The sequence below is a fragment of the Arthrobacter sp. ISL-65 genome (assembly GCF_018613795.1).
GTDB lineage: Bacteria > Actinomycetota > Actinomycetes > Actinomycetales > Micrococcaceae > Arthrobacter.
Genome location: NZ_JAGGPN010000039.1, coordinates 1 through 13,116 on the forward strand (window position 1 = coordinate 1; position 13,116 = coordinate 13,116).

Consider the following 13,116-nt stretch of genomic DNA (forward strand, 5'->3'; position numbering starts at 1 on the left):
TGTGTCTGTTGTTTGAGAACTCAATAGTGTGCCAAGTTTGTTGATACCGATTTTTTATTAAATTGGTTGAATTTGCCGGGCCTGCCACCTCCGTGGTGTGGTCTGGTGTTTTTAGCTGGTTTCAAATTTTGTGCAGCCTGGTTCCGCGTTATTTCCGTGGTGCCTGGTTGTGTCTGTTTTACTTCAACGGAGAGTTTGATCCTGGCTCAGGATGAACGCTGGCGGCGTGCTTAACACATGCAAGTCGAACGATGATCCGGTGCTTGCACCGGGGATTAGTGGCGAACGGGTGAGTAACACGTGAGTAACCTGCCCTTGACTCTGGGATAAGCCTGGGAAACTGGGTCTAATACCGGATATGACTCCTCATCGCATGGTGGGGGGTGGAAAGCTTTTGCGGTTTTGGATGGACTCGCGGCCTATCAGCTTGTTGGTGAGGTAATGGCTCACCAAGGCGACGACGGGTAGCCGGCCTGAGAGGGTGACCGGCCACACTGGGACTGAGACACGGCCCAGACTCCTACGGGAGGCAGCAGTGGGGAATATTGCACAATGGGCGAAAGCCTGATGCAGCGACGCCGCGTGAGGGATGACGGCCTTCGGGTTGTAAACCTCTTTCAGTAGGGAAGAAGCGAAAGTGACGGTACCTGCAGAAGAAGCGCCGGCTAACTACGTGCCAGCAGCCGCGGTAATACGTAGGGCGCAAGCGTTATCCGGAATTATTGGGCGTAAAGAGCTCGTAGGCGGTTTGTCGCGTCTGCCGTGAAAGTCCGGGGCTCAACTCCGGATCTGCGGTGGGTACGGGCAGACTAGAGTGATGTAGGGGAGACTGGAATTCCTGGTGTAGCGGTGAAATGCGCAGATATCAGGAGGAACACCGATGGCGAAGGCAGGTCTCTGGGCATTAACTGACGCTGAGGAGCGAAAGCATGGGGAGCGAACAGGATTAGATACCCTGGTAGTCCATGCCGTAAACGTTGGGCACTAGGTGTGGGGGACATTCCACGTTTTCCGCGCCGTAGCTAACGCATTAAGTGCCCCGCCTGGGGAGTACGGCCGCAAGGCTAAAACTCAAAGGAATTGACGGGGGCCCGCACAAGCGGCGGAGCATGCGGATTAATTCGATGCAACGCGAAGAACCTTACCAAGGCTTGACATGGACCGGATCGCCGCAGAAATGTGGTTTCTCCTTTGGGGCCGGTTCACAGGTGGTGCATGGTTGTCGTCAGCTCGTGTCGTGAGATGTTGGGTTAAGTCCCGCAACGAGCGCAACCCTCGTTCCATGTTGCCAGCACGTAGTGGTGGGGACTCATGGGAGACTGCCGGGGTCAACTCGGAGGAAGGTGGGGACGACGTCAAATCATCATGCCCCTTATGTCTTGGGCTTCACGCATGCTACAATGGCCGGTACAAAGGGTTGCGATACTGTGAGGTGGAGCTAATCCCAAAAAGCCGGTCTCAGTTCGGATTGGGGTCTGCAACTCGACCCCATGAAGTCGGAGTCGCTAGTAATCGCAGATCAGCAACGCTGCGGTGAATACGTTCCCGGGCCTTGTACACACCGCCCGTCAAGTCACGAAAGTTGGTAACACCCGAAGCCGGTGGCCTAACCCCTTGTGGGAGGGAGCCGTCGAAGGTGGGACTGGCGATTGGGACTAAGTCGTAACAAGGTAGCCGTACCGGAAGGTGCGGCTGGATCACCTCCTTTCTAAGGAGCACCTACAGGCCCATGCTTTTCCGTGTATGCGGGGTGTGTGGTCTGTCAGGAGTAAAGGCCCGCTGCGCAGGCGATCGTTCTGCGGCGGGTGCTCATGGGTGGAATATCAACAAATAGCGGCCGCGTGGTTTTGTCCTGTGTCTAGTACGGACGGTTTCCCTTTCGGGGGTGGCTGTCCTGGAACGGTGCGGGGCGGGGTGATGCGGTTTAGTGTTTGGCACACTGTTGGGTCCTGAGGCAACAGGGCCGGGGGCGGGGGGTTTTTTCCTGTGTCCGGGTTTTGTTTGTTTCTGGTTTCCTGGCTGCACCGATGACACGGTTTTTTGGTTCCTTTTGGGGGCTGGTGTGTGGGGTGTGTGGTACGGGGTTGTTGTTTGAGAACTACATAGTGGACGCGAGCATCTTTTATAAGAAGCAATTTCCAAGAATATGAACCTGGATCTGTCCGGGCTGCTGTCGCCTTTCGGGGTGTGGCGGGCCTGGGTGGTTTTCATGGTTCTCTCGAAAATTACTCCTTGATCTTTTGTGGTCAAGTTTTTAAGAGCACACGGTGGATGCCTTGGCATTAGGAGCCGAAGAAGGACGTAGGAATCTGCGATAAGCCTGGGGGAGTCGATAACCGGACTGTGATCCCAGGGTGTCCGAATGGGGAAACCCCGCCAGACGCGCGAGTGATCTGGTGACCCGCATCTGAACACATAGGGTGCGTGGAGGGAACGCGGGGAAGTGAAACATCTCAGTACCCGCAGGAAGAGAAAACAACAGTGATTCCGTTAGTAGTGGCGAGCGAACGCGGATCAGGCTAAACCGACCCATGTGTGATAGCCGGCGGGCGTTGCATGGGCGGGGTTGTGGGACTTGTTGTCCCGGTTCTGCCGGACCGGGGAGGTGTGAGTGCTGGTATAGGTGAACGGTCTTGAAAGGCCGGCCGTAGAGGGTGTGAGCCCCGTAACCGTAATGCTGTGCACCGCCTTTGATGAGTATCCCAAGTAGCACGGGGCCCGAGAAATCCCGTGTGAATCTGTCAGGACCACCTGATAAGCCTAAATACTCCCTAATGACCGATAGCGGACCAGTACCGTGAGGGAAAGGTGAAAAGTACCCCGGGAGGGGAGTGAAACAGTACCTGAAACCGTGTGCTTACAATCCGTCGGAGCCAGTCTGATTCTGGTGACGGCGTGCCTTTTGAAGAATGAGCCTGCGAGTTAGTGTTACGTCGCGAGGTTAACCCGTGTGGGGAAGCCGTAGCGAAAGCGAGTCTGAACAGGGCGTTGCAGTGGCGTGATCTAGACCCGAAGCGAAGTGATCTACCCATGGCCAGGTTGAAGCGACGGTAAGACGTCGTGGAGGACCGAACCCACTTCAGTTGAAAATGGAGGGGATGAGCTGTGGGTAGGGGTGAAAGGCCAATCAAACTTCGTGATAGCTGGTTCTCCCCGAAATGCATTTAGGTGCAGCGTTGCGTGTTTCTTACCGGAGGTAGAGCTACTGGATGGCTAATGGGCCCTACAAGGTTACTGACGTCAGCCAAACTCCGAATGCCGGTAAGTGAGAGCGCAGCAGTGAGACTGTGGGGGATAAGCTTCATAGTCGAGAGGGAAACAGCCCAGACCACCAACTAAGGCCCCTAAGCGTGTGCTAAGTGGGAAAGGATGTGGAGTTGCGAAGACAACCAGGAGGTTGGCTTAGAAGCAGCCATCCTTAAAAGAGTGCGTAATAGCTCACTGGTCAAGTGATTCCGCGCCGACAATGTAGCGGGGCTCAAGTACACCGCCGAAGTTGTGGCATTCACATATTTTCCAAGCCTTCGTGGTTCAGGAGTGTGGATGGGTAGGGGAGCGTCGTGTGGGCGGTGAAGTCGCGGTGTAAACCAGCGGTGGAGCCTACACGAGTGAGAATGCAGGCATGAGTAGCGAAAGACGGGTGAGAAACCCGTCCGCCGGATGATCAAGGGTTCCAGGGTCAAGCTAATCTGCCCTGGGTAAGTCGGGACCTAAGGCGAGGCCGACAGGCGTAGTCGATGGACAACGGGTTGATATTCCCGTACCGGCGAAAAACCGCCCATGTTGAACAGGGGATACTAACCGCCCGAGACCTGCCTGACCGTCCTTTGGATGGAAGGGTTTTGGTGGAGCGCGGGACCTGATCCTGGGAGGCAAGCGTATTAACAGGTGTGACGCAGGAAGGTAGCCGAGCCGGGCGATGGTTGTCCCGGTCCAAGGATGTAGGGCGAACGGTAGGCAAATCCGCCGTTCATGTGCCTGAGATCTGACGGGACTCCCGTAAAGGGGGGATTCGGTGATCCTATGCTGCCTAGAAAAGCATCGGCGCGAGGTTTTAGCCGCCCGTACCCCAAACCGACACAGGTGATCAGGTAGAGAATACTAAGGCGATCGAGAGAATTATGGTTAAGGAACTCGGCAAAATGCCCCCGTAACTTCGGGAGAAGGGGGGCCCCAACCTTGAACACCACTTGCTGGTGGGAGGGGATCGGGGCCGCAGAGACCAGGGGGAAGCGACTGTTTACTAAAAACACAGGTCCGTGCGAAGTCGCAAGACGATGTATACGGACTGACTCCTGCCCGGTGCTGGAAGGTTAAGAGGACCGGTTAGCCGCAAGGCGAAGCTGAGAATTTAAGCCCCAGTAAACGGCGGTGGTAACTATAACCATCCTAAGGTAGCGAAATTCCTTGTCGGGTAAGTTCCGACCTGCACGAATGGAGTAACGACTTCCCCGCTGTCTCAACCATAAACTCGGCGAAATTGCAGTACGAGTAAAGATGCTCGTTACGCGCAGCAGGACGGAAAGACCCCGAGACCTTTACTATAGTTTGGTATTGGTGTTCGGAGTGGCTTGTGTAGGATAGGTGGGAGACGTTGAAGCCCGGACGCCAGTTCGGGTGGAGTCATCGTTGAAATACCACTCTGGTCACTTTGGACATCTAACTTCGGCCCGTAATCCGGGTCAGGGACAGTGCCTGATGGGTAGTTTAACTGGGGCGGTTGCCTCCTAAAAAGTAACGGAGGCGCCCAAAGGTTCCCTCAGCCTGGTTGGCAATCAGGTGTCGAGTGTAAGTGCACAAGGGAGCTTGACTGTGAGAGAGACATCTCGAGCAGGGACGAAAGTCGGGACTAGTGATCCGGCGGTACATTGTGGAATGGCCGTCGCTCAACGGATAAAAGGTACCTCGGGGATAACAGGCTGATCTTGCCCAAGAGTCCATATCGACGGCATGGTTTGGCACCTCGATGTCGGCTCGTCGCATCCTGGGGCTGGAGTAGGTCCCAAGGGTTGGGCTGTTCGCCCATTAAAGCGGTACGCGAGCTGGGTTTAGAACGTCGTGAGACAGTTCGGTCCCTATCCGCTGCGCGCGCAGGAAATTTGAGAAGGGCTGTCCTTAGTACGAGAGGACCGGGACGGACGAACCTCTGGTGTGTCAGTTGTACTGCCAAGTGCACCGCTGATTAGCTACGTTCGGATGGGATAACCGCTGAAAGCATCTAAGCGGGAAGCTCGCTTCGAGATGAGATTTCCATACACCTTGTGTGTGAGAGGCCCCCAGCCAGACCACTGGGTTGATAGGCCGGATGTGGAAGCGAGGACTAACGACTCGTGAAGCTGACCGGTACTAATAGGCCGATAACTTACACCACACACTCTCCTTCGTGAACGGATTCAAAAGACGTTCACACCCATGGGGAGAGGAAAAGAAACAAGACTGCTTGCGTCCACTATGTGGTTCCCAACCAACAAACCCGCCACCGGGTTTCACGGTCCAGGAACCAAAACAACTGAATAACAACACCACAGCTGCAACAACCTGCAGCAACGTGTGTAACCACAGATTTCCCCACCCCCCACCGGGTTGCGGGAGCAAGGGTTACGGCGGTCATAGCGTGGGGGAAACGCCCGGTCCCATTCCGAACCCGGAAGCTAAGACCCACAGCGCCGATGGTACTGCACCCGGGAGGGTGTGGGAGAGTAGGTCACCGCCGGACAACCATTAAAAAAACGGTCGAGAGCCCCAACCAAACGGTTGGGGCTCTCCCGCATTTAACCCGCTCATCTCGTATTCAGCTGGTCCTTACGCTCGTGGTCGCTGTCCCGCCGAGGCTCGATTCGGCCTTGACGACTGTGACCTGCTTGGTTGGTCCCGGCTTGACCGTGAGCGTCCAGGCCCCGAGAGAGTTGGCCTTCACCGTACCCAATCGTGTGGAGGCGCGGCCCGGCGTGACGTCGTACAGCACGACGGTAGCCGAGGTCGCCGCCGTCGAGCCGGTGAACTTGGAAGTTCCGGCGAAAGTCATGTCTTTCTTGAGCCGGTGGCGGGCGGAGGTAATGGTCACGAGGTCCTTCTGCCCTACAGGTGCCGCAACAGGGGCAGGTGCCGGCTGCGGTGCTACCGGCGCTGGGGCGGGCTGCGGTGCTACCGGCGCAGCCACCTCCGTCGGCTCTGTGGCCTGAGATGCCGGCACGTCCGCCGCGACTGGCGCCGGGACAGGCTGGTTGATCAGGTGGGGCCGGACTGCTTCGACTGGATGGTTGGGATCGGGGTCGTTCGTGTCGAGGCCAACGCTGAACTGGGCCATCATGTCATGGTCCTCGTGAGGCAGGTTGTGGCAGTGGATCATGTAGCGCCCACGATGATGTTCGAATTTCATGAGCAGCCGGACCGTCTCGCCTTCGCCGACGTAGACCACGTCCTTGGGCCCGCGTTCGTGGGCCAAGGGTGCCTGTCCGTTGCGGCTCAGGACCTGGAAGTCCACCAAGTGAATATGGACAGGATGGAACCAGCCACCCGAACTGTTCTCTATTTCCCAGATTTCCACATCGTTGAGGTCCGGATCAGCGAGGACCTTCCTGTAGCCGCTTTCGACCACTTCGTCCCAGGTCATGCCCCCGATCGTCCAGACGTCATTGTCCCGCTTCACGCGCATGCGCCTGGTCTTCACCGAATCAGAAGCCTTGAGGCTCATGGTCGTGCTGGGGGCGAGGAGCGTCGGCAGCACCCTGGCGCCGGGCCCGGACGTGTCGACAGGTTCGTTCGTCACATCGAAGGCCATGATCCTGTTGGTGAAGTCGTAGTCCACATTGTTTTTGTTGGACAGGTTGCGCAGTTCAACCCGCTTGCCGACGGGATACTTCGAAAAGTCGATGAGAACCTCGTAGCGCTCAGCGCCGCCGTGCCGCCAGGACGTCACCTGCTGGGCGGCGGGCATCAGGCCTCCGTCCGTCGCGACCACGGTCATTGCGTCTCCCGTGCTCAGGGAAAAGCGGTAGGAACGCGCAATGGACGCGTTGAGAATCCGGAAGCGGTAGATCCGTCGCTGGACTTTCATCACGGGCCATGGCGCACCGTTGACAAGAATGACGTCGCCCCACAGGCCTGAGTGGGTGTTGTCGTTGTAGCCGAGGGAGCCGTTGGCAGCGAACATGGCGTCAGAAACGGTCAGGGGTACATCGAACTTCCCCTGCGGAAGAATGTTGCCTTCCACTTCGTCGTGCAGATGGTATTGGGCGGCCAAGCCGGAGTAGACGCTCTGGCCCGTATTGTGAACCGCGTGGTCGTGGTACCACAGGGTCCGTGCCGGCTGGAAGTTCGGGTATTCGTAATCCTTGCAGTGGTCCCGGGCTGTGAGGTCGTTGGCGTAGCCGTCGAACTGCGGCAGCGACGCTGACCCGTGAAGGTGGGTGGAGGTGTCGAGCCGATACCCCCACTGCGGATGGAACAGGGGCAGCACGTTGTCCATTTCCAGGGTGATGCGTTCGCCCTGGTTCACCTTGATGGTCGGCCCTGGAAATGTTCCGTTGTAGCCGAGGATAGGAGTGCTGAGGCCGGGCACGATGTTGGCCCAAGCTGCCTTCTGCTGGATCTGGTACAGGTGCCTCTTCTGGCCGTCCGGGTCCACCACGGTGCTCTTGGGCTTGAGTACCTCCGGAATGGGAAGTTCCCTCTGGTAGGGCTTGGGCATGTTGCGGGATGCCAGCTGGCTTGCCGACTTGGCGTTGACCGACGTCAACGGGACGGCTAGGCCAAAGGCGCCGATGATTCCCACTCCACCTATTTGCAGTGCCTGACGGCGTGTAACTGACACGACAACCTCCGACGTCGTTAGAAAGTCCAATTGATTTAGTTGAAGGATGTAATACCTACCCTGCGGAAACCTTGAGACAGGCAGGGCTGGCGGTGGCCTTCTTTGGGTGGAAGCCACCCAAGAATCGCCCCATGCGGGGAGGGGGCCGATCAGGATTCTGACGACATCACAAGGTCGTGGGTGCGCTCAGAAGCGGAACGGTTCCGAGCGCGCACATCGCGGCGTCGGCGAGCCTGGAACAGCTCAGTCGCGGCCGCTACGAGAAGTGCGCCGGCAGCGATGATCCACATGGCTATGCCCGCCGGCTCCACGAACGCCAGAACTGGCTGGTCCCAAGGCTGACCGACGGCGATCAGCCATTCCTGCCGCCGCGAATCGGGAAGCTGGTCTGCCTGTTGGGCAAGGGCCCAGCCGTGCACCGCGTAGAGCGCGGCCACGGCACCTATGGTCACCAGCCTGGAAGCCAGCGACGAGCCAGGACCGTGAGCGGCGCGGGCCAGGGAAGCGGTGAAGAGGCAACCGGAGAGCAATGCCAACAGGGCCATGCCCTGATACCCGAACTGGGTGCGTGACGAGTAGTCCAGCAACGGCGTGTAATACAGGGCCGCCATCACCGCCGCCAGACCGGCGGCTGCGAAGTAGGGCGCAGACGTGGCACTCAGAACCAGACGCAGCGTCACGGTGAGAGCTTCTGCACCGCCTACCGTTCCGTCCTGCCTGGGCGCAACGGCGAGCTTGACCAATGTCAGCGGGGCGCCGGGAACCAGCAGGAGCGGAACGACGGCGATAAGAAGCATCTGGGTCACGACGTGCGCGCTGATCAGATACTCCTGGTAAACGCGGAGTCCTCCGTTGGTGACCAGGAACAGCAGCGCGACTCCAGTGAACCAAAGGCCGGCTCGGTAGGCAGGCCAGTGCCCGCCACGGTTCCTGACGCGCCGCACTCCGGCCGCATACAGGAACACCGCGACGGCGCAGAGGAAGATCCAAAGGGCGTCCGGCTTCCAGCTGCTGAACACATCCACAAAACTCGGAACTCGTAGGGATACCTGGGCCGGTGCGGCCTGCGAGACCGTTGGCGGCGGGGTGCGTGCCAGGGCGGCAGCGAGTCCCGATGCGGCTGCCATGACGGCGAGTTCGGCCACAGCCAGAGTTGCGAACGTGGTCCGTGCCTTGCTTGGGATCGATGCCAGCTGCGTGAGAATCCACTTTCGGTGGAGCGCCCCGAACACGCCCAGAAGTCCCAGAATGGCCGTCTTGGCCAAGAGAATGAGGCCGTATTGTGAAGCCAACCCCTGAACTGATCCGATGCCTGTCAGCCCAGCCGCTACACCCGAGAGTGCTAGGGCAAGGAAGGACAGCAGCGCCAACGTGGAGTAACGCCGGACCGCGGCCAGCAGCTCCGTTCCCAGCGTCCGGCGCAGGAGGACGAGGGTTGCCAGACCGCCGATCCAGATGGCTGCGGCGGCCATGTGCATGACCACCGAAACCGTGCTGTCGGCGTGGCTCGCGCCGCCCGCGGCATGGGAGTTCAGAGCCAGTGGTATCAGCCCTGTGGAAGCCAGCACAGCCGTGACGGCAACAGCCCGCTGACTCTGGACGCCAAAACACAGGAGCGCCACGGTTGCCGTGATCAACACTGTTAGAGCGCCTCTCCGGCCAGCATCGACGTCCGTGAGGAAACTGACAAAGATTGCTCCGGAACCTTCCGAAAACAGCGGCAGGTTAGCCAACGAGTGGAAGGTGAGGACGCTGATCACGGCTGCGGCTGCTGTCCAGAGCACAGCAGAAACACCGGCAAGGGCCAGTGCCTTCGAGAACGCTTTCCCCTTCGGGGGCAGGGCAAAGAGTGCCAAAACGAGTGGCCCGGCAGTACCGGCGGCCGCGACATTGAAAATAAGTTTGGCAACAGGAAGCCCCCAGATGACCGCTGCGCCGGTCCGGTCCAGGAGTGCTGCTTCTTTGCCGGCCTCGGTCGAGTAGGCAATGAACAGTGCCAGTAGCCCGCAACCCAGGATCATGGCAGCAGCGGCCACCGGCTTCGTCCGTGATTTCTTCATGGTTCCCCCTCGGCGGATGCTGTCGGGGCCAGTCTTGCCACGCCTCCTTGGATTTTCCCTGTGGGATGGTGCGCTCTGCCGGACGTGCGAAATCACGCATGGCCGCCGCGGCCCGCAATAAATGGAGTGGCCCACGATCCTGTGAGGATGCACACGCCTGCCCGTGGAAGGGCCCTCGCCGTTAGTGGCTGGCACCGGCTCTCACCTAGAATTGATAGAGATATGCGGACACCGGATGCTTCACCACGGGTCGCGCAGGACAACCAAACACGGATAAGAGCGGCTGCACATCGCGCCAGTGGTCGGCTCACTACAGGAGGATTCCACCATGGCTGAGCACAAGGGCGGCGGTTACCGCGGCGGAAATGACCGGGGGGACTCGGGAAGCAACCGGGGACGACAGGGGGGCCCTTTTAGGGGGACCAATAACTCCGGCGGGGATCCGCGGGGCTTCCGCGCCCGTGAAGGCCGCGGTTCCAGCGGTGACCCTGACCGTAAGCCGTTCTCTGATCGTCCGCGTCGTGAGGGCGAGGACGACCGCCGCAGCTTTGGTGGCGGGGAGCGTAAGCCGTTCGGTGATCGTCCGCGTCGTGAGGGCGAGGGTGACCGTCGCGGTTTTGGTGGCGGGGAGCGTAAGCCGTTTGGTGATCGTGACCGTAAGCCGTTCGGTGACCGTCCTCGTCGTGAGGGCGAGGGTGACCGTCCGCGTCGTGAGGGCGAGGGCGACCGCCGTAGCTTTGGTGGCGGGGAGCGTAAGCCGTTTGGTGATCGTCCGCGTCGTGAGGGCGAGGGCGACCGTCGCAGCTTTGGTGGTGGCGAGCGTAAGCCGTTTGGTGATCGTGACCGTAAGCCGTTCGGTGACCGTCCTCGCCGTGAGGGCGAGGGCGACCGCCGCAGCTTCGGTGGCGGCGAGCGTAAGCCGTTCTCTGATCGTCCGCGTCGTGAGGGCGAGGGCGACCGCCACAGCTTCGGTGGTGGCGAGCGTAAGCCGTTTGGTGATCGTGACCGTAAGCCGTTCGGTGACCGTCCCCGCCGCGAGGGCGAGGGCGACCGCCGCAGCTTTGGCGGAGGAGAAAACCGCCGCCCGTTCGGCGACCGCCAGGACCGTGCACCCCGCGAGGACCGTGCACCCCGCAGCTTTGACCGCGGCGACTCCGGCCCCCGCCAGTTCGGCCGCGACAGGGCTGAGGACCGCCCCGCACGTGTTCCCAACGCCCGCGACCTTCGCAGCGCCAACCGCCCGGACCGTGAGCGTTCGCCCGAAATCGACGAGGACGTCACGGGCAAGGAACTTGACCGCGCCACGCAGCACCAGATCAAGACCCTGGAAGCAAACAGCGCGGAATGGGTGGCCCGCCACCTCGTGATGGCCGGACGGCTCATCGACGACGAGCCCGAACTGGCGTTCCAGCATGCCCTCGCCGCCAGCCGCCGCGGCGGACGCCTTGCCTCCGTCCGCGAGGCAGTGGGCCTGACAGCTTATGCCGCCGGACACTACGGCGAGGCCCTGCGTGAGTTCCGCACCTACCGGCGGATCAGCGGTTCCAACGTCCACCTGCCCGTCATGGCGGACTGCGAACGTGGCCTGGGCCGCCCCGACCGCGCCCTGGACGTCGTCCGTTCCGAGGAGGCCCAGGACCTCGACGCGCCCGGCAAGGTGGAGTTGGCGATTGTCGCCTCCGGGGCCCGCGGCGACCTTGGCCAGCTGGACGCCGCCGTGGCGGAGCTGGAGATCCCGCAACTGGACCTCAACCGCGCCTTTTCCTACAGCCCGCGCCTGTTCCGCGCCTATGCGGATGCCCTGACGGCCGTTGGCCGCGAAACCGAGGCCGGAAAGTGGCAGCGGCAGGCCGTCGTGGCTGAGGAAGCCCTGGGCCTGGGCATGGCCGAGGAACCCGACATCATCGACCTCGGCTGGGACGAGGAAGAGGAAGCCCGGGAAGAAGCCGAACGCCGGAAGCGGATTGCGCACGCCGCAGGCACGTCGGCGCAGGACGGAACCGAGTCTTCCGGCAGCCAGGCGACCCACGGCGTCAGCGCCCAGGAGGAGGCTGCCGCGCAGCGGCCCTCAAATGACCTTGCAGACGAAAACCTGGACGACGCGGGACCGGACTACTTTGAATCCGACGACGCCGAGTCCGACGAGGATTCCGCCGAGGACGCCGAAACCGGGGACGCAGAAGCTGAGCACACCGAACAGCAGGATGCTGACCGGCGCCAAGACGGCGCGGAGGACTAGCCCCGCATGAGTGATGCCCAACTGATCTCGCGGTTCGACGCGCTGTTGTCCGACCTGGATGGCGTGGTCTACGCCGGCGCCCACGCCATCCCCGGAGCGGTGGAGTCACTGCAGCGGCTGGCCGGGATCGGAGTCGGCCTGGGATACGTCACCAACAACGCTTCCCGCACGCCTGCGCAGGTGGCCGCCCACCTGCGCGAGCTTGGCGCCCCCGCCGAGGACCAGCAGGTGGTGAGCTCCTCCCAGGCAGGGGCCGACCTGCTGGCGTCGCTGCTGTCCCCGGGCGCTGCCGTGCTCATCACCGGTAGCCCGGCGCTGGCCCACGAGGTTGAGCTCGTTGGCCTGAAGCCGGTCCACGGCGCGCAGGACAACCCCGTGGCCGTGGTGCAGGGCTTCAACCCTGCGATCGGCTGGAAGGAGCTCGCCGAGGCAGCGTTTGTCCTGGCCGACGCGGACGTGCTGTGGGTTGCCACGAACACGGACATGTCCATCCCGCAGGCGCGCGGGATGGCTCCCGGCAACGGAACCCTGGTGGGCGCCGTGGCCGCGGCAACCGGCCGGCGGCCGCTCGTCGCCGGCAAGCCCGAGGCTCCGCTGTTCCATGCTGCAGCCAAGCGGTTGTCGTCGGACCGGCCGCTGGTGGTCGGCGACCGGCTGGACACCGACATCCTGGGCGGCAACCGGGCGGGCTTCGCCACGGTGGCCGTGCTGACCGGCGTCGACACACTGGAAACCATCCTCGCGGCCCGGACCGATGAGCGGCCCCGCTACATCATCCGTGACCTTACCGGCCTCTACGAGGCGTATCCGGAAATCGATAGCGACGGCGGGACGTTCGGTTGCGGGAACGCCACCGCAACCGTGGCTGGAGACGCCATCCGCATCACCGGGCACAAGGACAACCTCGATTCGTGGCGCGCGGCGTGTGCCGCGTGGTGGGCGGCCCTGCCCGACGCCGACAGCCCCACAGCTCCCGAACTCCAGTGGCTGGATCAATAGACTGG

5 protein-coding genes and 3 rRNA genes are annotated in these 13,116 nt (G+C 61.3%); 5 read left to right on the forward strand and 3 right to left on the reverse strand.

The features are described from left to right. Positions 1 to 183 precede the first annotated feature (183 nt). The 3 genes from J7I85_RS17090 (at position 184) to rrf (ending at position 5,716) form a co-directional block, all read left to right on the forward strand. Positions 184 to 1,708 (forward strand): 16S ribosomal RNA (locus tag J7I85_RS17090). A gap of 536 nt (positions 1,709 to 2,244) precedes the next feature. Continuing rightward, positions 2,245 to 5,371, forward strand: a 23S ribosomal RNA gene (locus J7I85_RS17095). Positions 5,372 to 5,599: 228 nt separating this feature from the next. Then, positions 5,600 to 5,716: ribosomal RNA gene (gene rrf / locus J7I85_RS17100) — 5S ribosomal RNA — on the forward strand. Together the 16S, 23S and 5S rRNA genes form the textbook arrangement of a ribosomal RNA operon. 75 nt (positions 5,717 to 5,791) lie before the next feature. Here the strand turns inward: rrf and J7I85_RS17105 are convergent. From J7I85_RS17105 to J7I85_RS25140, 3 genes are all read right to left on the reverse strand, one after another. Continuing rightward, positions 5,792 to 7,813 carry a multicopper oxidase family protein gene (locus J7I85_RS17105; RefSeq protein ID WP_214853968.1) on the reverse strand — a complete coding sequence of 674 codons (2,022 nt, stop codon included), beginning with the start codon at positions 7,811 to 7,813 and terminating at the stop codon, positions 5,792 to 5,794. Between the two features lie 149 nt (positions 7,814 to 7,962). Continuing rightward, complete coding sequence (locus J7I85_RS17110; protein WP_214853971.1) at positions 7,963 to 9,873, reverse strand: cytochrome c oxidase assembly protein; 1,911 nt, start codon at positions 9,871 to 9,873, stop codon at positions 7,963 to 7,965. A gap of 310 nt (positions 9,874 to 10,183) precedes the next feature. Further along, complete coding sequence (locus J7I85_RS25140; protein ID WP_251024488.1) at positions 10,184 to 11,287, reverse strand: hypothetical protein; 1,104 nt, start codon at positions 11,285 to 11,287, stop codon at positions 10,184 to 10,186. Here J7I85_RS25140 and J7I85_RS25145 point away from each other — a divergent pair. Then, complete coding sequence (locus J7I85_RS25145; protein ID WP_251024489.1) at positions 11,240 to 12,112, forward strand: hypothetical protein; 873 nt, start codon at positions 11,240 to 11,242, stop codon at positions 12,110 to 12,112. The two genes, J7I85_RS25140 and J7I85_RS25145, sit on opposite strands and share 48 nt — an antisense overlap. A gap of 6 nt (positions 12,113 to 12,118) precedes the next feature. Beyond that, complete coding sequence (locus J7I85_RS17120; protein WP_214853977.1) at positions 12,119 to 13,111, forward strand: HAD-IIA family hydrolase; 993 nt, start codon at positions 12,119 to 12,121, stop codon at positions 13,109 to 13,111. Positions 13,112 to 13,116 lie beyond the last annotated feature (5 nt).